This is a genomic window from Chelatococcus sp. CO-6 (assembly GCF_001271345.1).
In the GTDB taxonomy this organism is placed as follows: domain Bacteria; phylum Pseudomonadota; class Alphaproteobacteria; order Rhizobiales; family Beijerinckiaceae; genus Chelatococcus_A; species Chelatococcus_A caeni.
Map to the genome: position 1 here is coordinate 98597 of NZ_CP012398.1, position 23902 is coordinate 122498.

The following is a 23902-nucleotide window of genomic DNA, read 5'->3' on the forward strand; positions in this document are numbered from 1 at the left end:
TCGATTTCCGGCTGGCGAGCGCCCGCTGCGGCTGCCTCGCACGATCTGCCAAGGCGGCGCCCTCCCCCGGCAACATTCGGGAACCGGAGGCGGGCATCCGCGACATATCCGAAAAAGCGAAAGGGCCGCCCGGCGGGGCGGCCCTTTCCTTGTCGTTGGCGAAGCGCCTTACTCGGCCGCAGCCGGCGGCAACTCCCCGCCCACGGCCGCCGCGGCGGCCTGGCCGGATTCGTTCGCCTTCTGCGCCAGGATGAGCTCGTCGCGACGCTGCGCGATCTCGCGCAGGCGGGCGGCCACCGCCCCGGTGCCGGCCGGGATGAGCGAGCCGACGATGACGTTCTCCTTGAGACCCTCGAGCGTGTCCGTCTTGCCGTTGACGGCGGCCTCGGTGAGGACGCGCGTCGTCTCCTGGAAGGAGGCGGCAGAGATGAACGAGCGGGTCTGCAGGCTCGCCTTGGTGATGCCGAGCAGGACCGGCGTGCCGGAAGCCGGCTTCTTGCCTTCGGCGACCAGCGTCTCGTTCGCCTCCTCCATCTCCAGCCGGTCGACCTGCTCGCCCTGCAGGAACTCGCTGTCGCCCGCCTCCTGGATCTCGACCTTCTGCAGCATCTGGCGAACGATCACCTCGATGTGCTTGTCGTTGATGTTCACGCCCTGCAGGCGGTACACCTCCTGGATCTCGTTGACGAGATAGGCGGCCAGTTCCTCGACGCCCTTGATGGCGAGGATGTCGTGCGGCGCCGGGTTGCCGTCGACGATGAAGTCGCCGACCTCCACCACGTCGCCATCCTGAAGGTGGATGTGCTTGCCCTTCGGGATGAGGTACTCGACCGAATCCGAGCCGTCATGCGGGATCAGCGTCAGGCGGCGCTTGTTCTTGTAGTCGCGCCCGAACTGGATCGTGCCGGACTTCTCGGCGATGATCGCCGCATCCTTCGGCCGGCGCGCCTCGAACAGCTCCGCCACCCGCGGCAGACCGCCGGTGATGTCGCGCGTCTTGGCGCTCTCCATCGGGATACGGGCGAGCACGTCGCCGGCCTTGACCTTCGCCCCCGGGTCGACGCCGATGATGGCCTCGACCGCGAGCAGCGAACGGGCCTCGCCGCCACGGGCGAGCTTGGCGATCTTGCCGTTTTCGTCGTGGATGACGATGGCGGGCCGGAGGTCCGACGTGCGGGCCGAGCCGCGCCAGTCGATGACGACGCGCTTGGCGATGCCGGTCGACTCGTCGATCTGCTCCGACATCGAGGCACCCTCGACGAGGTCCTCGAAGCCGACCACACCGTCGACCTCTGTCAGGATCGGCCGGGTGTAGGGATCCCACTCGGCGATGCGCTGGCCGCGCTTGATGGTGTCGCCCTCGTCGACCTTGAGGCGCGCGCCGTACTGGATGCGGTGCACCGCCCGCTCCTGCCCGTCCGGCCCCACGATGAGCACGGCGAGGTTGCGGCCCATGGCGATGAGGTCGCCGTCCGAGTTGCGCGCCACGTTGCGGTTGCGGATCTTGACCGTGCCCTCGAAGTTGGACTCGACGAAGGACTGGTCGGCGATCTGCGCGGCGCCGCCGATGTGGAACGTGCGCATCGTGAGCTGCGTGCCCGGCTCGCCGATCGACTGCGCCGCGATGACGCCGACGGCCTCGCCGTAGTTCACCGGCGTGCCGCGCGCGAGGTCACGCCCGTAGCAGGTGGCGCAGACGCCGTTCTTGGCCTCGCAGGTCAGCACCGAGCGGATCTTCACCTCCTGGATGCCGGCGGTGGTGATCGGCTCGATGTGCCATTCCTCGATCATGGTGCCGGCCGGCACGATGACCTTGCCGTCCGTGTCCACGAGATCCTCCGCCGCCGTGCGGCCGAGGATGCGCGAGGCGAGCGAGGCGACGATCTGGCCGGCATCGACGATGGCCCGCATGCGGATGCCCTTGTCGGTGCCGCAGTCCGGCTCGCGGATGACCGCGTCCTGCGCCACGTCGACGAGACGGCGGGTGAGATAACCCGAGTTCGCCGTCTTGAGCGCCGTGTCGGCAAGGCCCTTGCGGGCGCCGTGCGTCGAGTTGAAGTACTCGAGCACGTCGAGGCCTTCCTTGAAGTTCGAGATGATCGGGCTCTCGATGATCTCGCCGGAGGGCTTGGCCATCAGGCCGCGCATGGCCGCGAGCTGCTTCATCTGCGCCGGCGAGCCGCGGGCGCCGGAGTGGGCCATCATGTAGATGGAGTTCACCGGCTTGTCGCGGCCGCTCTCGTCCTTCTGCACGGCCGAGATGCGCGCCATCATCTCGCCGGCGAGGCGATCCGAGCACTTGGCCCAGGCGTCGACCACCTTGTTGTACTTCTCGCCCTGGGTGATGAGACCGTCCTGGTACTGCTGCTCGTAGTCCTTCACGAGCGCGCGCGTCTCGTCGACGATCGACCACTTGTTCTCGGGCACCACCATGTCGTCCTTGCCGAACGAGATGCCGGCCTTGAACGCGTGGTAGAAGCCGAGGCCCATGATGCGATCGCAGAAGATGACCGATTCCTTCTGCCCGCAGTTGCGGTAGACGGTGTCGATCATGTTCGAGATCTCCTTCTTCGTCATGAGCTTGTTCACGACGTCGAAGGGAACGGCGGGGTGCTTGGGCAGGACGCGCGACAGGATCACGCGGCCCGGCGTCGTCTCGTAGACCTTGGAATAGGTGGAGCCGTCCTCGGCCACGCCCGTCCAGCGGTACTTGATCTTCGAGTGCAGGGTGACGACCTTGGCCGCGAGCGCGTGCTCGAGCTCGCCCATGTCGGCGAACACCTTGCCCTCGCCCGGCTCGCCCTCGGCCAGGATCGAGAGGTAGTAGAGGCCGAGAACGATGTCCTGCGACGGCACGATGATCGGCTGACCGTTGGCCGGGTGCAGGATGTTGTTCGTCGACATCATCAGCACGCGCGCCTCGAGCTGGGCTTCCAGCGAGAGAGGCACGTGCACCGCCATCTGGTCACCGTCGAAGTCGGCGTTGAACGCCGCGCAGACGAGCGGATGCAGCTGGATGGCCTTGCCCTCGATGAGGGTCGGCTCGAAGGCCTGGATGCCGAGGCGGTGCAGCGTCGGCGCGCGGTTGAGCATCACGGGATGCTCGCGGATCACCTCGTCGAGGATGTCCCAGACCTCGGGCTTCTCCTTCTCGACGAGCTTCTTCGCCTGCTTCACCGTGGCCGAGAGGCCCTTGGCGTCGAGCCGCGCATAGATGAACGGCTTGAACAGTTCGAGCGCCATCTTCTTCGGCAGGCCGCACTGGTGCAGCTTGAGCTCCGGACCGACGACGATCACCGAGCGGCCGGAATAGTCGACGCGCTTGCCGAGCAGGTTCTGGCGGAAGCGGCCCTGCTTGCCCTTCAGCATGTCGGCGAGCGACTTCAGCGGGCGCTTGTTGGCACCCGTGATGACGCGGCCGCGCCGGCCGTTGTCGAACAGCGCGTCGACGGCCTCCTGCAGCATCCGCTTCTCGTTGCGGATGATGATGTCGGGCGCCCTGAGCTCGATGAGCCGCTTCAGGCGGTTGTTGCGGTTGATGACGCGGCGGTAGAGATCGTTGAGATCCGACGTCGCGAAGCGGCCGCCGTCGAGCGGGACGAGCGGGCGCAGGTCCGGCGGGATCACCGGCACGACCGTCAGGATCATCCACTCGGGCTTGTTGCCGGACTGGATGAAGGCCTCGATGATCTTGAGGCGCTTCATCAGCTTCTTCGGCTTCAGCTCGGAGGTCGTCGTGGCGATCTCCTGGCGCAGGTCCGCCGCGATCTTCTCGAGGTCGAGGCTCCGGAGGATCTCGCGGATCGCCTCGGCGCCGATCATCGCCGTGAAGCTGTCCTCGCCGTACTCGTCCTGCGCGCGCAGGTACTCCTCCTCCGACAGGAGCTGACGCTCCTTGAGGGGGGTGATGCCCGGCTCGATGACGACGTAGTACTCGAAATAGAGGATCCGCTCGAGATCCTTGAGCGTCATGTCGAGCAGCAGGCCGATGCGCGAGGGCAGCGACTTCAGGAACCAGATGTGCGCGACGGGCGCCGCGAGCTCGATATGGCCCATGCGCTCGCGCCGGACGCGCGCCAGCGTCACCTCGACGCCGCACTTCTCGCAGATGACGCCCTTATACTTCATGCGCTTGTACTTGCCGCACAAGCACTCGTAGTCCTTGATCGGGCCGAAGATCCGCGCGCAGAACAGGCCGTCACGCTCGGGCTTGAACGTGCGGTAGTTGATCGTCTCCGGCTTCTTGATCTCGCCGTAGGACCAGGACAGAATCTTCTCCGGGCTGGCGAGCGAGATCTTGATCTGGTCGAAGGTCTGCGCCGGAGCCTGGGTATTGAAGAGATTCATGACCTCTTGATTCATCGCCGTCTCCTCGGTTGCGGAGGCGCCGCCTGGGCGACCCGTCTCCGCCGGCATTTCATGCGGACATCGGGGCGTCCCCCGACATCGACGCTTGTTACGATGGGCCGCGGGCTCATGCCGTCCGCGGCCCCTTGTCCCTCACCCTCGCGCGGGCAACGCGGCGCCAGAGGCGCCGGTCACTCCGCAGCCTCCGACGGCGGCAGCTCCGCGGACGGCTTCTTCGTCGAGATGAGCTCGACGTTGAGGCCGAGCGAGCGCATCTCCTTGACGAGCACGTTGAAGCTCTCCGGGATGCCGGCCTCGAAGGTGTCGTCCCCGCGCACGATGGCCTCGTAGACCTTGGTGCGGCCGGCGACGTCGTCCGACTTGACCGTCAGCATCTCCTGCAGCGTGTAGGCCGCGCCGTAGGCCTCGAGCGCCCAGACCTCCATCTCGCCGAAACGCTGGCCGCCGAACTGGGCCTTGCCGCCCAGCGGCTGCTGCGTGACGAGCGAATAGGGGCCGATCGAGCGGGCGTGGATCTTGTCGTCGACGAGGTGGTGGAGCTTCAGCATGTAGATGTAGCCCACGGTCACCTTGCGGTCGAACGCCTCGCCCGTGCGGCCGTCGAACAGCGTCGACTGGGCCGAGCGGTGAAGACCCGCCTGCTCCAGCATCTGCTCGATGTCGGCCTCCTTGGCGCCGTCGAAGACCGGCGTCGCGATCGGCACGCCGCGCCTGAGGTTGGCGCTCATCTCGACGAGCTCGTCGCCCGACATCGACGCCACTTCGCCGTTGTCGCCGTAGACCTCGCCGAGCTTCTGACGCAGCTGTTCGATGCTCTGCGTCTTCATGTAGGCGTCGTAGGCCTCGCCCACCTGCCGGCCGAGACCCGCGCAGGCCCAGCCGAGGTGCGTCTCCAGGATCTGGCCGACGTTCATGCGGCTCGGCACGCCGAGCGGATTGAGGACGATGTCGACATGCGTGCCGTCGTCGAGGAACGGCATGTCCTCGATGGGCACGATCTTCGACACGACACCCTTGTTGCCGTGCCGGCCGGCCATCTTGTCGCCCGGCTGGATCTTGCGCTTGACCGCGATGAAGACCTTGACCTGCTTCATGACGCCGGGCGGCAGCTCGTCGCCGCGCTGCAGCTTCTCGACCTTGTCGAGGAAGCGCTGCTCGAGGCGCTTCTTCGACTCGTCGTACTGCTTGCGCATCGCCTCGAGCTCGCTCATCACCGCGTCGTCGGCGACGGCGAACTGCCACCACTGCGAACGCGGATATTCGTTGAGCGCCTCGCGGGTCAGCTCGGCGTCGCGCTTGAAGCCCTTGGGACCCGCGATCGCCGTCTGGCCCGTCAACACCTCGGCGAGGCGGGCGTAGACGTTGCGGTCGAGGATCGCCTGCTCGTCGTCGCGGTCCTTGGCCAGGCGCTCGATCTCCTCGCGCTCGATGGCCTGGGCGCGCTCGTCCTTGTCGACACCGTGGCGGTTGAAGACGCGCACCTCGACGATGGTGCCGGTGACGCCCGGCGGCACGCGCAGCGAGGTGTCGCGCACGTCCGAGGCCTTCTCGCCGAAGATGGCGCGCAGGAGCTTCTCCTCCGGCGTCATCGGGCTCTCGCCCTTCGGCGTGATCTTGCCGACGAGGATGTCGCCGGCGTGGACCTCGGCGCCGATATAGACGATGCCGGCCTCGTCGAGGTTCTTCAGCGCCTCTTCCGACACGTTCGGAATGTCGCGCGTGATCTCCTCCGGCCCGAGCTTGGTGTCACGGGCGCTGACCTCGAACTCCTCGATGTGGATCGACGTGAACACGTCGTCCTTCACGATGCGCTCGGAGAGGAGGATGGAGTCCTCGAAGTTGTAGCCGTTCCACGGCATGAACGCGACGAGCACGTTGCGGCCGAGCGCCAGCTCGCCGAGATCGGTCGAGGGACCGTCGGCGATGATGTCGCCCCGCTTGACCATGTCGCCCACCTTCACCAGCGGACGCTGGTTGATGCAGGTCGACTGGTTGGAGCGCTGGAACTTCTGCAGCCGGTAGATGTCGACGCCCGACTTGGTCGGGTCGAGATCCTGCGTGGCGCGGATGACGATACGCGTCGCGTCCACCTGGTCGACGATGCCGGTACGGCGGGCCGCGATCGCGGCGCCGGAGTCACGGGCGACGACCGCCTCCATGCCGGTGCCGACGAAGGGCGCATCCGCCTTCACCAGCGGCACGGCCTGGCGCTGCATGTTCGAGCCCATGAGGGCGCGGTTGGCGTCGTCGTTCTCGAGGAACGGGATGAGCGCCGCGGCGACCGAGACGAGCTGCTTCGGCGACACGTCCATGTAGTCGACGCGGTCCGGCGGCATGACCACGACGTCGCCGGCGCGGCGGCAGACCACGAGGTCCTCCGTCAGGCGGCCTTCGCCGTCGATGGCCGCATTCGCCTGGGCGACGTTGTACTTCTGCTCCTCCATCGCCGAGAGGTAGACCACCTCCTCGGTGACGCGCCCGTCCTTCACCTTGCGGTACGGTGCCTCGATGAAGCCGTACTTGTTGACGCGCGCGAAGGTGGCGAGCGAGTTGATGAGGCCGATGTTCGGGCCTTCCGGCGTCTCGATCGGGCAGATGCGGCCGTAGTGCGTCGGGTGCACGTCGCGCACCTCGAAGCCGGCGCGCTCGCGGGTGAGACCACCCGGGCCCAGCGCCGAGAGGCGACGCTTGTGCGTCACTTCCGACAGCGGGTTGGTCTGGTCCATGAACTGCGACAGCTGCGAGGAGCCGAAGAACTCGCGCACCGCCGCCGCCGCCGGCTTGGCGTTGATGAGGTCCTGCGGCATCACCGTGTCGATGTCGACCGAGGACATGCGCTCCTTGATGGCGCGCTCCATCCTGAGGAGACCCAGGCGATACTGGTTCTCCATGAGCTCGCCCACCGAGCGCACGCGGCGGTTGCCGAGATGGTCGATGTCGTCGATCTCGCCGCGGCCGTCGCGCAGGTCGACGAGCGCCTTCACCACCGCGAGCATGTCCTCGCGGCGCAGCGTCCTGACCGTGTCCGGGCAGTCGAGGTCGAGCCGCATGTTCATCTTCACGCGGCCGACCGCGGAGAGGTCGTAGCGCTCGGCGTCGAAGAACAGCGAGTGGAACATCGCCTCCGCCGTCTCCAGCGTCGGCGGCTCGCCCGGGCGCATCACGCGGTAGATGTCGAACAGGGCCTCCTCGCGCGAGGAGTTCTTGTCGACGGCGAGCGTGTTGCGGATGTACGGGCCGATGTTGACGTGGTCGATGTCGAGCACCGGGATCTCGGTGAAGCCCTGCTCGACGAGCGCCGTGAGCAGCTTGGCCGTGATCTCCTCACCAGCCTCGGCGTAGATCTCGCCCGTCGACGGGTCGACCAGATCCTCGGCGATGTACTGGCCGTAGAGGTCCTCGTCGCTGGCGCGCAGGGCCTTGACGCCCTTCTCCTCGATGAGGCGGGCGGCGCGGGCCGTCAGCTTCTTGCCGGCCTCGAGGACGACTTCGCCGCTGTCGGCGTCGATGAGGTCGCTGACCGCCTTGAAGCCCTTCATGCGGCCGGCGTCGAACGGCATGCGCCAGCCGTCCTTGTCCTTCGCGTAGGGGACCTTGCCGTAGAACGTGTCGAGGATTTCCTCGCCGTCGAGGCCGAGCGCATAGAGCAGCGACGTCACCGGAATCTTCCGGCGCCGGTCGATGCGCGCATAGACGATGTCCTTGGCGTCGAACTCGATGTCGAGCCACGAGCCACGATAGGGAATGATGCGGGCTGCGAACAGCAGCTTACCGCTCGAATGCGTCTTGCCCTTGTCGTGGTCGAAGAACACGCCCGGCGAACGGTGCATCTGCGAGACGATGACGCGCTCGGTACCATTGACGATGAAGGTGCCGTTGTCCGTCATGAGCGGCATGTCGCCCATGTAGACGTCCTGCTCCTTGATGTCCTTGACGGACTTGGCGCCGGTATCCTGGTCGACATCGAACACGATGAGGCGCAGCGTCACCTTGAGCGGCGCAGCAAAGGTCATGCCGCGCTGGCGGCACTCGTCGACGTCATACTTCGGCGGCTCGAACGTATATTTGACGAATTCCAGCAGGGAGGTGTTGGAAAAGTCCGAGATCGGGAAAACGGACTTGAAGACCGCCTGAAGCCCCTCCTCGGGACGCCCGCCCTTCGGCTCGTCGACCATCAGGAACTGGTCGTAGGACGCCTTCTGAACCTCGATGAGGTTGGGCATCTCCGCCACTTCCCGGATCTTGCCGAAGAACTTGCGGACGCGTTTCCGGCCGGTGATCGTCTGGGCCATGTTCGGTTCTCGCTCCTCACGCACGGCTGACCGGGCGGTCCGGTCGTGCGGCCACCTGGCCGCCGGGTCAGCCGCTCCGCCCCTCGGCGGAACTTCATGTAGACCGCGCTAGCCGTCGCGCGGTTGACGGCGGGTTCCCGCCGTTTCTCGTGGACCTTCCGGCCCACCGTCGCCGTCAGGCCGGATGCCCTGCCAGCGACGACGCGACGGCCCCGGGGAAAACTCCCCCGGGACCGCCGCAATCTGCGATGCGGAGCCGCAGGACGCGGCCCCGGGACATCACTTGAGCTCGACCTTGGCGCCGACCTTCTCGAGGGCAGCCTTGATCTTCTCGGCCTCGTCCTTCGGCGCGCCTTCCTTCAGCGGCTTCGGGGCGCCCTCGACGAGGTCCTTCGCCTCCTTCAGGCCGAGGCCCGTGATGGCGCGCACTTCCTTGATGACCTCGATCTTCTTGTCGCCGGCGGCGGCAAGAATGACGTCGAATTCGGTCTTCTCCTCGGCGGCCGGGGCAGCGGCGCCACCAGCGCCCGGAGCAGCGGCGACGGCCACGGCGGCAGCCGCGGAGACGCCCCACTTCTCTTCGAGCAGCTTGGCGAGCTCGGCCGCCTCGAGGACCGTGAGGTTCGACAGCTCGTCGACGAGTTTCGCAAGATCAGCCATTGTTCAATTCCTGGATCGGTTCGATTTGGGTTCGGTTTTCACGCGGCCTCACGCCGCTTCGTCTCGCTTGGCATAGGCCCCGAAAACGCGCGCCACCTTGGCGGCAGGCGCGTTGACGACCTGAGCGATCTTCGTGGCCGGAGCCTGGATGAGGCCGACCAGCTTGGCGCGCAGTTCGTCGAGGGACGGCAGCGAGGCAAGCGCCTTCACACCGTCCGTATTCAGGGCAGTCGCACCCATGGCCCCGCCGAGGATGACGAACTTGTCGTTCGCCTTGGCGAAATCCACCGCGACCTTCGGCGCCGCTACCGGGTCGCTGGAAAAGGCCAGCAACGTCGGCCCCTTGAGAAGGGGACCGATGGAAGCGACATCCGTGCCTTCGAGAGCGATCTTCGCGAGGCGGTTCTTCGCAACCTTCACGGTGGCGCCGACCTGCTTCATCTCGCGACGAAGCTTCTGCATGTCGGCAACCGTGAGGCCCGCATAGTGGGCCACGACGACAACGCCCGTGCTCTTGAACACATCGTTGAGCGTCGCGACGAGATCAGCTTTTGCCGCTCTGTCCACCTTGCTCTCTCCGGTTGACGGCGAGCACTCGCCCGCCGCCGGCTGCACATGCCGCCCGAATGCGACCCCGGCCAAAGGCCACGATCGCCGGACGGCGCTCGTGAGCCCTGTCCAACCGGATGCGCCAGAAACGCAACCGGCGAGTAGGTTCGAACCGACCACACCGCCGCCGGACGTGCCGGCGGCAATACGAACCAGTCTTCCCCCGTCTATGCAGGCATCGGAGCGAAATTACGCCGCCCGGAAAATCCGTTCGGCACCTGCAGTCTCGGACAGGACATAAGGCCGCGCAGGCAAAGGGTTACCCCTTGGCCTGCCGGCCTTCCACCGCCTGGTGACCCAGACGGAATTCGATGATGAATACGGGCAGAACCCTGTTCCCCCGCACCGGTCTCACCAGACACGACCCGGTATTTAACGCCTCGCAGGCGGTTTGCCAAGGGGCATGCCGCAAGGAGACGCGCGAAACGGATCGTGCCCGGCACCGCCCCGACGCGCGGCCGGCCCGCAATGGACCCGCCCCGCGGCAGGGCTCGGACCGCGGCGAAGCACCGCGGCCCGCAATCTCAGGCGCCGACGACCGTCGACGGCTCCACCTTCACGCCCGGGCCCATCGTCGAGGAGATGGCGATGCGCTGGATGTAGGTGCCCTTGGCGCCCGAGGGCTTCGCCTTGGCGACCGCGTCGGCGAAGGCCTTGATGTTCTCGACGAGCTTGTCCGCGTCGAACGAGGCCTTGCCGATGCCGGCGTGGACGATGCCCGCCTTCTCGACGCGGAACTCGACCGCGCCGCCCTTGGCGGCCTTCACCGCGCCGGCGACGTCCATGGTCACCGTGCCGACCTTCGGGTTCGGCATCAGGCCGCGCGGGCCGAGCACCTTGCCGAGGCGGCCGACGAGCGGCATCAGGTCCGGCGTCGCGATGCAGCGGTCGAAGTCGATCGTGCCGCCCTGGATGCGCTCGAGCAGGTCCTCCGCGCCGACGATGTCGGCACCGGCGGCCTTGGCTTCGTCGGCCTTCGGGCCGCGGGCGAACACGGCGACGCGCACCGTGCGGCCCGAGCCGTTCGGCAGGTTGCACACGCCGCGCACCATCTGGTCGGCGTGACGCGGATCGACGCCGAGGTTCATCGCCACCTCGATCGTCTCGTCGAACTTGGCCGTGGCCCGCTCCTTGACGAGCTTCACGGCCTCCTCGAGCCCGTAGAGCTTGATGCGGTCGATGCCGGTGCGGCTTGCGGCCACGCGCTTTGCAATCTTAGCCATGATCGCTCTCCTCAGCCCACGACCTCGAGGCCCATCGAACGGGCCGAGCCTTCGATCATCGCCACCGCGGAATCGACGGTGTCGCAGTTGAGGTCCGCCATCTTCTTCTCGGCGATGTCGCGCAGCGCCTCGCGCGTGACCTTGCCGACGGTGCCGCGGCCGGGGGTCTTGGAACCCTTGTCCAGCTTGGCGGCCTTCTTCAGGAAGTAGGAGACCGGCGGCTGCTTCATGTCGAAGGTGAAGGAGCGGTCCTGATACACGGTGATGACCACCGGGATCGGCATGCCCTTCTCCATCTGCGCGGTCTTCGCGTTGAAGGCCTTGCAGAATTCCATAATGTTGAGGCCGCGCTGGCCGAGCGCCGGGCCGATCGGCGGCGACGGATTGGCCGCGCCCGCCGGCACCTGAAGCTTCACGTAACCCGTGATTTTCTTCGCCATGGGATGCTCACTCGGCGTCGCCCGCCTGCCATGGCGTGCAACGCAAAGTCCGCCGCGCCACGAAAGACCGCAGGCGGCGGATGGTTGGTGATCGCGGTTGCGGCCCGTTTGCTCCGGCTGGCGAACCGGACGCGCCTCCCGCGGATGGTTGTTCCAGCAAGGGAACGAGCGGTCGCCTACACCATCCGGGCCAGAAAGAAAAGGGCCTAGACGCCGCAGGAGCGACAGACGCCTCGCGACAGGGCGGACGCAATCGCCTTTGCTTGCCCGGTGTCCGTGCTAATATGGCACTGAGCCCAAGAGGTTGAGCATGGAACACAGGCTCGCGGCGGTGCTGGCAGCCGATATGGCCGGATATTCTCGGCTCATGGAGGCCGATGAGGCGGGAACGCTCGCGCGGCTTCGCACACACCGGATCGAGCTCATCGACCCCGCAATCGCCAAGAACAAGGGCCGCATCATCAAGACCACCGGCGACGGCATGCTGGTTGAATTCCGCAGCGTGGCCGACGCCGTGCGCTGCGCGGCCGAGGTGCAGCTCCGCATGCGCCGGCGCAACACCGACGTGCCGGAAAGCCGGCGCATCCAATTCCGCATCGGCATCAATCTCGGCGACATCATCTTCGACGAAGACGACATCTATGGCGACGGCGTGAACGTTGCCGCCCGGCTCGAGCAACTGGCCGAGGTAGGCGGGATCTACGTTACGCAGGCCGTCTACGAACAGGTTTCCGATCGGGTCGAGATCAGGTTCGAGGACCTGGGCGAGAAATCGCTCAAGAATATTTCACGCCCGGTCCGGGTCTGGCGCGCCATGCTCGACGAGGGGACGGCGAGCCTCGGGGCCGGGATGGAACCGGCGCGCCGGAGCGTCGTCAAGCCGTCGATCGCGGTCATGCCCTTCTCCAACATGAGCGATGATCCCGAGCAGGAATATTTCGTCGACGGCCTGACCGAGGACATCATCACCGAGCTGTCGCGCCGGCACGAACTGTTCGTCATCTCGCGCAACTCCACCTTCGTCTACAAGAGCCAGCCGGTGAACCTGCGCGAGGTCGCGCAGAAGCTGGGAGCCCAATATCTGGTGGAGGGCAGCGTCCGCAAAGCGGGCGAGCACCTGCGCGTCACCGCCCAGCTGATCGACACCTCGAGCGACACGCATATCTGGGCCGAGCGGTACGACCGCAAGCTCGACGACGTCTTTGCCATCCAGGACGAGCTGACCGCTGCCATCGTCGCCACGCTGCCGGGTCGCGTCGAAGCCGCGCAGCAGGATCTGCTCGCGCGCAAGACGCCGGCGAGCCTCGCCGCCTACGAGTGCGTGCTTGCCGCCAAGGTTCGCCACCACAAGAGCGATCGCGCCGAAAACGAGGAGGCGCTGAAGCTCGTGACCCGGGCGGTGGAGCTCGACCCCGACTATGCCCATGCCCACGCCTGGCGGGGCTGCATCCTGGGCCAGGCCTGGGTCTACGGCTGGTGCGCCGACAAGGAGGCCACCTTCGAGGAGGTCGTCCGCGAGCTGGAGACGGCTCAGACGCTGGATGACAACGATGCGGACGTGCACCGGATATTGGCGGCCATCGACATCAGCCGCAACGACCTCGACAAGGCGCGCTACCACCAGGAACGGGCCCTGGCGCTCAATCCGAACTACGATCTCGTGGTGGTCCAGCAAGGCGAGTTCCTGACCTGGCTTGGCCGCCCGAAGGAAGGAGCCGACTGGATCGGGCGGGCGATGCGGCTGAACCCGCATCACCCCGAGCGCTTCTGGAGCCACCTCGGCAAGGCGCACTTCACCGCCCGGGACTACACCGACGCGATCGAAGCCTTCATGCACCTGTCCAAGATGGATGCCGGCCAGCACGCTTTTGTGGCCGCAACCTACGCCTGGTTGGGGGATCACACCGCGGCAGCCGCCCATTACGCCCGGATGGCGAAGCTCGCACCGGACCTGACGGCCGAGGCTTTCCTCGCCACGCTGCACTATGCGCGCGAGGATGATCTGGAACACGTCAGGGAAGGTTTGGCGACCGCTGAAGCGGCTCACGCCGGGCCGATGGGTTCGGCAGGCGCACGCGGTGCCGCCATGCCGCCGCCCAAACCCGCGGGCATCAGCCAGACCCCGACGCCGCCGGACAGCTGCAGCTAGGCTTCAGCCCCGCCATCGAAACGCGGCGCAGCGGACGGATGCCGCCTTCAGGCGGCCGGCATGAAGCGGCGTGGCTCGCCGCCAAGTCTACGTGCCTCGCGCGTGAGGATGGCGTCGGCATCGAGCCCGGCGATCGGCTGCCCCGGATCGCGCGGCACCTCGCCCGCGAGCTGCAGCATGAGATAGCGACCGCAGCAGACCCTGAGAAACGAGGCGAAGTTCTCGACTTCGCCCCGCGCCTCCAGCAATTCCTCATAGAGGCGGCCGAGCAGCTGCGCCACGCTCATGCCGTCTCGCCCGGCGATCTCCTCGAGCACGCGCCAGTAGAGATTTTCCAGGCGCACACTGGTCGAGAAGCCGTTGAGCCTGATCGACCGCAGCCGCGTCTCCCACAGCTGCGGATCGGCGCTCACGAAGAGCTTGCACATGGCCTTCCCTCCCCTCCTGTCGGCGCCGGCAGTCTAGCGCGACCGGCGGGGCGGAACGCAAGACGGCAGCGCGGGGCCGCGGCCGATTCCGCACCTCAGCCGTGGCGGATCTCGGTGCCCAGCACGGCGAGGAACTGCGCGATGAAGGCCGGATGGGCCGGCCAGGCCGGCGCGGAGACGAGGTTGCCGTCCGTCACGGCCGCGTCGATGGCGATATCGGCATAGGTGCCGCCCGCAAGCTCGACCTCCGCCCTGCAGGCCGGATAGGCGGAGCAGGTACGCCCCTTCAGCACGCCGGCCCCCGCGAGGAGCTGCGCACCGTGGCAGATGGCCGCCACCGGCTTGCCCGCCTCGAAGAAGTGCCGCACGCAGGACACGACCGTGTCGTTGAGGCGCAGATATTCGGGTGCGCGGCCGCCGGGGATGACGAGGGCGTCGTAGGACGCGGGCTCGACCTCGGCGAAGGTGGCGTTGAGCGCGAAATTGTGGCCGCGCTTTTCCGAATAGGTCTGCTGGCCCTCGAAATCATGGATGGCCGTGGCGACCGCCTCGCCCGCCTTCTTGCCCGGGCAGACGGCATGCACGGTGTGGCCGACGGCGAGCAGCGCCTGGAACGGCACCATGATCTCGTAATCCTCGCCGAAATCGCCGACGATCATCAGGATGCGCTTGCCTGCCATTGTTTCCTCCCTTGCTGTCGCAAGCAGGAAGGCTACAGGCGCGAGGCGATGCGAGGGTGTTATCCCGATAACACGAAAAGAACGGCGACGCGCGGCCCGTGAGGGTGGCAAGGCGGCGAAGCGCGAGGTGGCAAAGGGCTGGGTAGCAAAGGGCTGGGCGGCAAAGAGCTGGGCGGCCCGGCTCCACAAGCCGTCATGCCCGGGAAAGTCGGGTAACATCAAAAACGCAGATGGCCGGGACGAGCCCGGCCATGACGCTGACAGAACGCGAGCCTTCGGTCAGACCTTCTCGACCTGCCCGTATTCGAGCTCGACCGGCGTCGCGCGGCCGAAGATGGACACCGCCACCTTGAGCCGGGCACGGCCCTCGTCCACCTCTTCCACCACGCCGCTGAACGAGGCGAAGGGGCCGTCGGCGACGCGCACCTGCTCGCCCACCTCGAAGTGAAGCGACGACTTCGGCCGCTCGACGCCCTCGGCGACCTGGCCCTTGATGCGCTCGGCCTCGTGGTCCGGGATCGGCAGCGGCTTCGACTTGTCGGCGCCGAGGAAGCCCGTGACCTTCGGCGTGTTCTTGATGAGGTGGTAGACCTCGTCGGTGAGATCGCACTTCACCAGCACGTAGCCGGGGAAGAACTTGCGCTCGGTGTCGATCTTGCGGCCGCGGCGCACCTCGACGACCTTCTCGGTCGGGACGAGGATCTCCTCGAACTTGTCTTCGAGCCCACGCTGCTGCGCCTGGTCGCGCAGCGACTGCGCCACCTTGTTCTCAAAGTTGGAATAGGCGTGGACGATGTACCAGCGATAGCTCATGACTTTCTCCCCTCAGCGTCCGACACCGAGGATCAGGCCGACGCCGAAGCGGATGATCTGGTCGGCAGCGAGGAAGAACAGCGCTGCAATGATCACCATGACAAAGACCATGGCGGTCGTGACCATGGTCTCCTTGCGCGTCGGCCAGGTGACCTTGGCCGCCTCGTTGCGGACCTGCTGCAGGAATTCGAACGGGTTCGTCTTTGCCATCGTCCTCACGTCCGCGGGCTTCGCCCCCGCCTCTCGTCGCAACAGCGCGCGCGACCGCCTCGAATCACAACGCGGCGCGTGCCGTTGCGGTCACACGCCGTCAATCGGTCCCGGCACAAGCAGCCTTCTTGACACTGGGACAAGAGCCACTCGAAAGATCCGCTGGCAGGAGTGGAGGGACTCGAACCCCCAACCCCCGGTTTTGGAGACCGGTGCTCTAACCAGTTGAGCTACACTCCTAGCGGAACCGGCGGATCGACGTCGCCCACCGGCTATGCCGCATCGGATGGAAACCACCCGCTGCGGCAGAGGCGACGCGACCGCCGCCTCCTATATCCCATCGCCGCCGCTCAGCAAAGCCGCTTCGCGAGGCGGTGGAAATCACTTCGGGAAGGTCCCCGAAGAGACCGGCGCCGCGTGATGCGGCGCGCGGCCTTGTGCCTTGCTTACTCGATGATGGAGGCGACGACGCCGGCGCCGACCGTGCGGCCACCCTCGCGGATGGCGAAGCGCAGCTTCTCCTCCATGGCGATCGGGACGATCAGCTCGACCTCCATCGCCACGTTGTCGCCCGGCATCACCATCTCGGTGCCCTCGGGCAGCTTCACCATCCCCGTCACGTCCGTCGTGCGGAAGTAGAACTGCGGACGGTAGTTGTTGAAGAACGGCGTGTGGCGGCCACCCTCTTCCTTCGTCAGGATGTACGCCTCGGCCTTGAACTTCGTGTGCGGCTTCACCGAGCCCGGCTTGCACAGCACCTGGCCGCGCTCGACGTCCTCGCGCTTCGTGCCGCGCAGCAGCGCGCCGATGTTGTCGCCCGCCTCGCCCTGGTCGAGCAGCTTGCGGAACATCTCGACGCCCGTCACCGTCGTCTTCTGCGTCGGACGCAGGCCAACGATCTCGACTTCCTCGCCGACCTTGACCACGCCGCGCTCGACGCGACCCGTCACAACCGTGCCGCGGCCCGAGATCGAGAACACGTCCTCGACCGGCATCAGGAACGGCTGGTCCTTCGGACGCTCCGGCTGCGGAATGTACGCGTCAACCGCGTCCATCAGCTGCAGCACCGCGTCGCGCCCGATCTCCGGGCTGCGGTCCTCGAGCGCGCACAGCGCCGAGCCCTTGACGATCGGAATGTCGTCGCCGGGGAAGTCGTACTTCGACAGAAGCTCGCGCACCTCGAGCTCGACAAGGTCGAGAAGCTCGGGGTCGTCCACCATGTCGACCTTGTTCATGAACACGACGAGCGCCGGCACGCCCACCTGGCGCGCAAGCAGGATGTGCTCGCGCGTCTGCGGCATCGGGCCGTCCGCCGAAGACACCACCAGGATCGCGCCGTCCATCTGCGCCGCGCCCGTGATCATGTTCTTCACGTAGTCCGCGTGGCCGGGGCAGTCCACGTGCGCGTAGTGGCGCTTGTCCGTCTCGTACTCGACGTGCGACGTCGAGATCGTGATGCCGCGCGCCTTCTCCTCCGGCGCCTTGTCGATCTGGTCGTACGCCGTGAACGACGCCCCGCCCTTCTCCGCAAGAACCTTCGTGATCGCCGCCGTCAGAGACGTCTTGCCATGGTCAACGTGACCAATCGTCCCGATGTTGCAGTGCGGCTTCGTGCGCTCAAACTTTTCCTTCGCCATCGTAGGATCCTAGACGCCTCTGCACGTGTGGCTTTTGGGTTGCGGTCGATTAAGACCCTTCGCCCCATACTTCAAGAGCGAATTTGCCTCGGACCCGAGAATTTTCCCCATCGGGCCCCGAGGAACAGGTGGGCGAGCCTTTATCCCGAGCCGGTCGAGATTGTCGAGTCCCCGTCCGGCCGCGCGCCATCTGCCGGCTTCGACCGCAGGAGAGCTCTGATCGAAACGATGCGGAAGGCGGTGGAGCGGGTGAAGGGAATCGAACCCTCGTCATCAGCTTGGAAGGCTGCTGCTCTACCATTGAGCTACACCCGCGCACTGGCTGCTTCGGGAATGGTGGAGGGGGTTGGATTCGAACCAACGTAGGCGTAGCCAACGGATTTACAGTCCGTCCCCTTTAACCACTCGGGCACCCCTCCGACTCAATCCTCGGAAGCACCGCCGGGCGGCGCGCCGAGCCGCCGCATGCTTCACGAAAACCTTCGGAACGCGACGACGCCGACAGCGCGGGGCCTCTTATGGTGAGGCCGATCCCCGGTGTCAACACAAAACCAACTGGCATCCACGGCTCTCTCGTGCCACACGGGGTTCAGCCAATCCCGGACCCAAGATCCATGACCAGCGACAAGGCCCCGCCGGCCGGACAGACGACCAGGAAACCAGCCCGCAAGGGAAAGCCGCCCACGACGGGCGGCCGCGGCCCGCGCTTCGGCAAGGCCGGCAAGCCGGGGGGCGGCCGGGGCGCGCCGCGCCGCGCCGGGCCGCCGGGCGCCATCGATGTCGCGATCCTCTACGGCTGGCATCCCGTCGTGGAGGCCCTCGGCAATCCACAGCGCCGCCCGCGCCGCCTGATGGCCACCGAGAACGCCCACAAGCGGCTGCTGGAGCGATTCGAGCACCTGCCGATCGCGCCCGAGATCGTCCGGCCCGGCGAGATCGACCGGCTGCTGGAGCCCGATGCCGTCCACCAGGGCCTGCTGCTCGAGGTCGATCCGCTTCCCTCCCCGGCCATCGATTCGCTGCCGGCCGATGCGCTCGTCCTCGTGCTCGACCAGATCACGGATCCGCACAACGTCGGCGCCATCGTCCGCACGGCGGCCGCCTTCTCCGTCGCGGCCATCGTCACCACGGCCCGCCACAGCCCGGCGGCGACGGGCGTGCTCGCCAAGTCGGCCTCGGGCGGGCTCGAGCACGTGCCCTTCATCGTGGTGCGCAATCTCGCCGAGGCCATGCTCGCCCTGCGCGAGCGCGGCTTCCAGCTCGTCGGCCTCGATTCGGCTGGGCCGGCGCCGCTCGGCGACATCCCCCTCGCACGCCCGCTCGGCCTCGTCCTCGGCGCCGAGGGCAAGGGGCTGCGCCAGCTGACCCGCGAGCGCTGCAGCGATCTCGCCCGCCTCGACATGCCCGGCGCCATCAAGAGCCTCAATGTCTCCAACGCCGCCGCCATCGCCCTCTATGCGGCGAGCCGCGCTGCCGGCTGACCTGGGCGGCTGAACATGCTGCGCCGCACTATTGCGGCGCACTTAAGACTTTGGAATGACGACCAATTGTCGAGCGACAGATTAGAAGGCCGCTCTTAAGCTTTCACTCACCTTCCCGGCTGTGATCAGTCGCGAAAGCGGCGCGGGGCACTCCCCGTGCCGAATGAGGGAAACAGCCCGTTGTCGGGCGGCCGTGGGCGCCAGATCCACCGATCGTCTCGTCGATCGCAAGACCGCGCGGCAGAGGGCCGGAGGTCCGGCTGCCGTGCGGCGTTCGCTCGTCGCCTCGGCCGGCTGCAGGTCATGGAACATTCCAAGGAGCCTCGGCCATGAGCATGGCAAACGCAACGGCGACGGGTGTCAAGGCCCGGCCGATGACCCGGGAGGAGAAGAAGGTCATCTTCGCCTCCTCGCTCGGCACCGTATTCGAGTGGTATGATTTCTATCTCTACGGCTCGCTGTCGGCGATCATCGCCGCGCAGTTCTTCTCCGGCGTCAATCCGACCGCAGGCTTCATCTTCGCGCTGATGGCCTTCGCCGCCGGCTTTGCTGTGCGGCCCTTCGGCGCGCTCGTCTTCGGCCGCCTCGGCGACCTCGTCGGCCGCAAGTATACCTTCCTCGTCACCATCGTGCTGATGGGCCTGTCGACCTTCATCGTCGGCATCCTGCCCACCTATGCGACGTGGGGCATCCTTGCGCCCGTCATCCTCATCATCCTGCGCCTCGTGCAGGGCCTGGCGCTCGGCGGCGAATACGGCGGCGCGGCGACCTACGTCGCCGAACACGCGCCCCAGGGCCGGCGCGGCTATTACACCAGCTTCATCCAGACGACGGCGACGCTCGGCCTCTTCCTGTCGCTCATCGTCATCCTCGGCACCCGCACCTATCTCGGCGAGGAAGCCTTCGCGGCCTGGGGCTGGCGCATTCCGTTCCTGATCTCCATCGTGCTGCTCGGCATCTCGATCTGGATCCGGCTGCAGCTGCAGGAATCGCCGGCCTTCAAGCAGATGAAGGAGGACGGCACCCAGTCCAAGGCGCCGCTGACGGAGGCCTTCGGCACCTGGAAGAATGCCAAGGTCGGCCTGCTCGCCCTCTTCGGCAGCACGTCGGGCCAGGCTGTCGTCTGGTACACGGGCCAGTTCTACGCCCTCTTCTTCCTCACCCAGACGCTGAAGGTCGATGCCGCCACGGCGAACATCCTCATCGCCATCTCGCTCGCCATCGGCACGCCGTTCTTCATCTTCTTCGGCTGGCTGTCGGACAAAGTGGGCCGCAAGCCGATCATCCTCGGCGGCTGCCTTATCGCGGCGATCGCCTATTTCCCGCTGTTCAACGGCCTAACCAAGTTCGCCAATCCCGACCTCGCGGCGGCGCAGGCGAGCGCCCCGGTGACGGTCGTCGCCGACCCGTCGGAATGCTCGTTCCAGTTCAACCCGGTCGGCACGGCGCAGTTCCGCTCCTCGTGCGACATCGCCAAGAGCTTCCTCGCCCGCAACTCGGTGAACTATGCGAACGAGACGGCTCCCGCCGGCACGGTGGCGCAGGTCAAGGTCGGCGACCAGGTCATCGCCTCCTTCGACGGCAAGGCGCTCGACGCCGGCGCCTTCAAGGAGCAGAGCGCGGCCTTCAACACCAAGCTGACCGAGGTCATCCGCGCCGCCGGCTATCCGGCCAAGGCCGACCCGGCGAAGATGAACACGGTTGCCATCGTCGCCATCCTGACGCTGCTCGTCCTCTTCGTGACGATGGTGTACGGCCCGATCGCCGCCCAGCTCGTCGAGCTCTTCCCGACGCGCATCCGCTACTCGGGCATGTCGCTGCCCTACCACATCGGCAACGGCTGGTTCGGCGGCTTCCTGCCCACGACGGCCTTCGCCATGGTGGCTGCGACGGGCGATATCTACTACGGCCTCTGGTACCCGATCGTGGTCGCCCTCATGACCTTCGTCGTCGGCCTGCTCTTCGTGCCGGAGACGAAGGACCGCGACATCTTCAAGTACGAAGGCTGACAGAGCCCGAGCCTGACGGCTCCGAAACGAAAGGCCCCGCCGGTCTCCCGGCGGGGCCTTTTCGCTATTGGCGGCAGGCGAAGGTCAGTCGCAGACCGTGAACCGGCGAACGCGCCAGCCCCAGCCGTCCACCCACACCCGGCGGGTCTGCACGAAGCACTCCGGCCCGTAGTCGTAGTAGGCCGGGCCGGGTCCGTAGGCGTAGGGCGGCGGGCCGTAGTCATAGACGGGCGCGGGATAGCCGTAGGCAGGCCGCGCAGCGGAAGCGGCCAGCGCGCCGACGGCGAGGCCGCCGATGATGCCGGCGGCCACGGCGGCCCCGGCGTTGCCACCGCGGCGGTAGCGCGCCTCGGCCTCTCCGGTGGTCGCGGCAAAGGCCCCGGCCAGGGTCAAGCCGGCAAGGCCGAGTGCGGCGACCTTTCTAGCCTTGAGCGGGAACATCATGGTTCTTCTCCCAAACCGGGGAGCGCCCCGCACTCCCCCTTCAGCGTCATCGTGGGGATGCTATTCTCCTGTGGCTGAACGCCGGATGAACCATCCCTGTTCCCTATTCGTCACCCGCACTGCGGCAATTTGCGGACAAATGCGAAGGCCGGCGGGGGATTCTCGCCGGCCTTCGCGCTGCCAGATCGGGACGGTGGAGCTGCGACCTCAGTCGCAAACGGTGGTACGGCGTGTGGTCCAGCCGTAGCCGGGCACGAACACGCGTTCGCGGACCTTGTAGCAATAGGGGTCGGCCACATAGACCGGGCCCGGGTAGCCGTAGGCCGGCCGCGCCGCCGAGGCGGCGAGCGCACCGATGGCAAGGCCGCCGATGACGCCGGCGGCGACGGCGCCGCCGTAATAGCGGCCGCGCCACCGGGCCTCGGCCTCGCCGGTCGTGGCGACGAAGCTCGCGCCGATCGTGGCGCAGGCGAGCGGGATAGCAAGGATCTTCAGGCTCATGCGGCTCATCGTTCCATCCTCCGGTTGCACCCGCCGCATCCCGCCCGGGGACTGCGGATGTCGGATGTGATGGAACTGTGCTCCCGCGCCCGCCATGACGCCGTGCGCCGCCACACGACGCATTCGGGGCGGGTCCGGGCGATCGACGATGCAGTTGACGTGGAAAAGAAGCGGGCCGGCCGGATGAGCAAGATGGTGCCGGTTGTCAGACTCGAACTGACGACCTACCGCTTACAAGGCGGTTGCTCTACCAACTGAGCTAAACCGGCGCCGGTCCACGCATTTCGGCTAACAGGCTTCGCCCGCGGCCGCAAGAGGCAATGCCTGCCGGGAATGCCGGCAGGAGCAACGCCGCATCAAAGAGGACGGAATTCGGGAAAGCCATGGGCATCGATCGGTCGGACCTGTCGGAGGAGGAATGGGAAGCCCTGCAGCGCCTCAACCGCGGCGCGCCGGAGGCAGACCTCATCCCTCCGCTCATGCGGCACCTCCTCCTTGAACTCGGCCTGGCGGTCGAGCGGCCGTCGCGCATCGTGATCAGCGACAGGGGCAAGAAGCTGATCCGTCTCCACCGCGACGATCGAAGATGAACAGCCGGCGCTTTGCACGTTCAGGTAGCGTGCACCCGAGTTGAGGCGGTGGAGAGAAAGCGTCGCGCCTTGGAACCAACGCGCAGATGGTGCGTTTTGCTTTGCGGAAGCACTCATGGCGGAAGCACTCCTGGCGACTGCGCGACGAGATGCCCTTCCAGAAGCACCAGGAAGACGAAAATCCGAAAGGATGACCACATGACGAAATATATTGTCTGCGCCGCTGTGGCCCTCACCCTTGCTGCGTGCAACACCCCGGAGGAAAGGGCTGTTGGCGGCGCGCTGATCGGCGGTGCGGCCGGTGCGGCCGTCGGCGGAGCGACGACGGGAACGACCGGTGGTGCGGTCGTGGGCGGCGCGATCGGCGCGGCCGGCGGCGCCATGGTCGGGGCCGCCACGGGCCAGCAGTGCGAGTATTATTACTACCGCGGCCGCCGTTACCGCGAGTGCTACTGAGCCAGCCCGGCCCGGTGACGGGCCCCGCGACCGTCGCCCGCACGCACGAGCCGCTGCGGGCGACGTCGCTTTGAGGCAGGACGCCGCTGAAGGAGCACCGGGGATCGCGTAGCCCTCGGCGACTGGTGGTCTCCGCAGGGAGGCCATCCCATCAGAACAACGGAGGCGAGAGATGGCCGATGAACCGGAACTCACCCCCGCGAAGCCCGGCAGGGTCGGCTCGGATTGCCGGTCCTGATCATCCTGCTCTCGAGCCTCGCCCTGGCGGTGCTCGCATGGCTCTTCCTGTAGCGCGGACGTGATGGCCTGCCCGCGTCGGCCGGACTGCTTTTGTTGGCACTGAGGGCACAAAGTGTGCTATGAGCCCCGCCGGTGGCGCCGTTCCGGCCGGCCTCGTGCCCGCAAAGGCACCCCGGACGCCTCGGCCGTGTTCCCCGACCGTACCGGTGGCGCCGCCATGGCATGCCGCACAGTCCAAAGGCCTGTTCAAAGGCGGTCCGAACGGCGGGCGATCGTTGGCCGGCTCATCTCGTGAGCCCGACGGACGTCCTCCGGGACGTGTGTCCGGCCTCGTTGGAGCGCATGGCCGTGCGGCAATGAAGCGGATCGTCCGCGTTCTGAAAGGAAGAGCTGTTGTCGAAAGAAGATACCATCGAGTTTGAAGGCACTGTTGTCGACGTGCTGCCCGACGGCAAGTTTCGCGTCGTCCTCGAGAACGACCACGAAATTCTGGCCTATATCGCGGGCCGCATGAAGCGTCACCGCATCCGCACCCTCGCCGGTGATCGTGTGACCGTCGAGATGACGCCCTACGACATGGACAAGGGCCGCATCACCTTCCGTCACAAGACCGACGGCGGTGGACCCGGCCCCGGTGCGGCACGGCGCGGCCCTCCGCCACGGCGGCGCTGA

The 23902-nt window shown here is 66.9% G+C and carries 19 protein-coding genes and 4 tRNA genes; 6 read left to right on the top strand and 17 right to left on the bottom strand.

Annotated features, from left to right (window positions below; all coding sequences use genetic code 11):
* Positions 1 to 168: 168 nt before the first annotated feature.
* The 6 genes from rpoC to rplK all read right to left on the bottom strand — a co-directional run bounded on the left by rpoC (position 169) and on the right by rplK (position 11592).
* Positions 169 to 4362 (bottom strand): DNA-directed RNA polymerase subunit beta', encoded by a 4194-nt coding sequence (rpoC, locus tag AL346_RS00590; protein ID WP_053193119.1) that lies wholly within the window; start codon positions 4360 to 4362, stop codon positions 169 to 171.
* A 176-nt stretch (positions 4363 to 4538) separates the two neighbouring features.
* Positions 4539 to 8660 carry a DNA-directed RNA polymerase subunit beta gene (rpoB, locus tag AL346_RS00595; RefSeq protein WP_019400025.1) on the bottom strand — a complete coding sequence of 1374 codons (4122 nt, stop codon included), beginning with the start codon at positions 8658 to 8660 and terminating at the stop codon, positions 4539 to 4541.
* Between the two features lie 279 nt (positions 8661 to 8939).
* Positions 8940 to 9320, bottom strand: a complete 381-nt coding sequence (rplL, locus tag AL346_RS00600) for a 50S ribosomal protein L7/L12 (protein ID WP_019400026.1) — start codon at positions 9318 to 9320, stop codon at positions 8940 to 8942.
* Positions 9321 to 9368: 48 nt separating this feature from the next.
* Positions 9369 to 9887 (bottom strand): 50S ribosomal protein L10, encoded by a 519-nt coding sequence (rplJ, locus tag AL346_RS00605; protein WP_026014754.1) that lies wholly within the window; start codon positions 9885 to 9887, stop codon positions 9369 to 9371.
* Between the two features lie 566 nt (positions 9888 to 10453).
* A complete protein-coding gene (gene rplA, locus AL346_RS00610; protein ID WP_053193122.1) occupies positions 10454 to 11152 on the bottom strand; it encodes a 50S ribosomal protein L1 in 699 nt (232 codons plus the stop codon).
* 11 nt (positions 11153 to 11163) lie between these two features.
* Positions 11164 to 11592 (bottom strand): 50S ribosomal protein L11, encoded by a 429-nt coding sequence (gene rplK / locus AL346_RS00615; RefSeq protein ID WP_019400029.1) that lies wholly within the window; start codon positions 11590 to 11592, stop codon positions 11164 to 11166.
* 310 nt (positions 11593 to 11902) lie between these two features.
* Between rplK and AL346_RS00620 the strand changes: the two genes are divergently transcribed.
* Positions 11903 to 13741 (top strand): adenylate/guanylate cyclase domain-containing protein, encoded by a 1839-nt coding sequence (locus AL346_RS00620; protein ID WP_082312381.1) that lies wholly within the window; start codon positions 11903 to 11905, stop codon positions 13739 to 13741.
* A gap of 47 nt (positions 13742 to 13788) precedes the next feature.
* Here the strand turns inward: AL346_RS00620 and AL346_RS00625 are convergent, their stop codons facing one another.
* The 8 genes from AL346_RS00625 to AL346_RS00660 all read right to left on the bottom strand — a co-directional run bounded on the left by AL346_RS00625 (position 13789) and on the right by AL346_RS00660 (position 17928).
* Positions 13789 to 14169, bottom strand: a complete 381-nt coding sequence (locus tag AL346_RS00625; protein WP_019400031.1) for a ribbon-helix-helix domain-containing protein — start codon at positions 14167 to 14169, stop codon at positions 13789 to 13791.
* Between the two features lie 95 nt (positions 14170 to 14264).
* Complete coding sequence (locus AL346_RS00630; RefSeq protein WP_019400032.1) at positions 14265 to 14849, bottom strand: DJ-1/PfpI family protein; 585 nt, start codon at positions 14847 to 14849, stop codon at positions 14265 to 14267.
* Between the two features lie 279 nt (positions 14850 to 15128).
* Positions 15129 to 15662 (bottom strand): transcription termination/antitermination protein NusG, encoded by a 534-nt coding sequence (nusG, locus tag AL346_RS00635; RefSeq protein WP_019400033.1) that lies wholly within the window; start codon positions 15660 to 15662, stop codon positions 15129 to 15131.
* Positions 15663 to 15674: 12 nt separating this feature from the next.
* Positions 15675 to 15872 carry a preprotein translocase subunit SecE gene (secE, locus tag AL346_RS00640; RefSeq protein WP_019400034.1) on the bottom strand — a complete coding sequence of 66 codons (198 nt, stop codon included), beginning with the start codon at positions 15870 to 15872 and terminating at the stop codon, positions 15675 to 15677.
* 163 nt (positions 15873 to 16035) lie between these two features.
* Positions 16036 to 16112 (bottom strand) — tRNA-Trp (locus tag AL346_RS00645).
* A 206-nt stretch (positions 16113 to 16318) separates the two neighbouring features.
* A complete protein-coding gene (tuf, locus tag AL346_RS00650) occupies positions 16319 to 17509 on the bottom strand; it encodes an elongation factor Tu (RefSeq protein ID WP_053193117.1) in 1191 nt (396 codons plus the stop codon).
* Positions 17510 to 17750: 241 nt separating this feature from the next.
* Positions 17751 to 17824 (bottom strand) — tRNA-Gly (locus AL346_RS00655).
* A gap of 19 nt (positions 17825 to 17843) precedes the next feature.
* Positions 17844 to 17928: transfer RNA gene (locus AL346_RS00660), tRNA-Tyr, on the bottom strand.
* Positions 17929 to 18123: 195 nt separating this feature from the next.
* Between AL346_RS00660 and AL346_RS00665 the strand changes: the two genes are divergently transcribed.
* Positions 18124 to 18990, top strand: coding sequence for an RNA methyltransferase (locus AL346_RS00665; RefSeq protein ID WP_019403225.1), 867 nt, complete (start codon positions 18124 to 18126; stop codon positions 18988 to 18990).
* A 335-nt stretch (positions 18991 to 19325) separates the two neighbouring features.
* Complete coding sequence (locus tag AL346_RS00670) at positions 19326 to 20999, top strand: MFS transporter (protein WP_026015314.1); 1674 nt, start codon at positions 19326 to 19328, stop codon at positions 20997 to 20999.
* 84 nt (positions 21000 to 21083) lie between these two features.
* Here AL346_RS00670 and AL346_RS00675 read toward each other — a convergent pair whose 3' ends face one another.
* The 3 genes from AL346_RS00675 to AL346_RS00685 all read right to left on the bottom strand — a co-directional run bounded on the left by AL346_RS00675 (position 21084) and on the right by AL346_RS00685 (position 22213).
* Positions 21084 to 21443 (bottom strand): hypothetical protein, encoded by a 360-nt coding sequence (locus tag AL346_RS00675; protein WP_019403227.1) that lies wholly within the window; start codon positions 21441 to 21443, stop codon positions 21084 to 21086.
* A 207-nt stretch (positions 21444 to 21650) separates the two neighbouring features.
* Positions 21651 to 21953, bottom strand: coding sequence for a hypothetical protein (locus AL346_RS00680; RefSeq protein ID WP_019403228.1), 303 nt, complete (start codon positions 21951 to 21953; stop codon positions 21651 to 21653).
* Positions 21954 to 22137: 184 nt separating this feature from the next.
* Positions 22138 to 22213 (bottom strand) — tRNA-Thr (locus AL346_RS00685).
* 114 nt (positions 22214 to 22327) lie between these two features.
* On the opposite strand from AL346_RS00685, the gene AL346_RS00690 reads away from it, so the two are divergent.
* From AL346_RS00690 to infA, 3 genes are all read left to right on the top strand, one after another.
* Positions 22328 to 22534 (top strand): hypothetical protein, encoded by a 207-nt coding sequence (locus tag AL346_RS00690; RefSeq protein WP_019403229.1) that lies wholly within the window; start codon positions 22328 to 22330, stop codon positions 22532 to 22534.
* A gap of 198 nt (positions 22535 to 22732) precedes the next feature.
* Positions 22733 to 22990, top strand: a complete 258-nt coding sequence (locus AL346_RS00695; RefSeq protein ID WP_019403230.1) for a glycine zipper domain-containing protein — start codon at positions 22733 to 22735, stop codon at positions 22988 to 22990.
* Positions 22991 to 23623: 633 nt separating this feature from the next.
* Positions 23624 to 23902: a translation initiation factor IF-1 gene (gene infA, locus AL346_RS00700; protein WP_019403232.1), complete on the top strand. Its 279-nt coding sequence runs from the start codon at positions 23624 to 23626 to the stop codon at positions 23900 to 23902.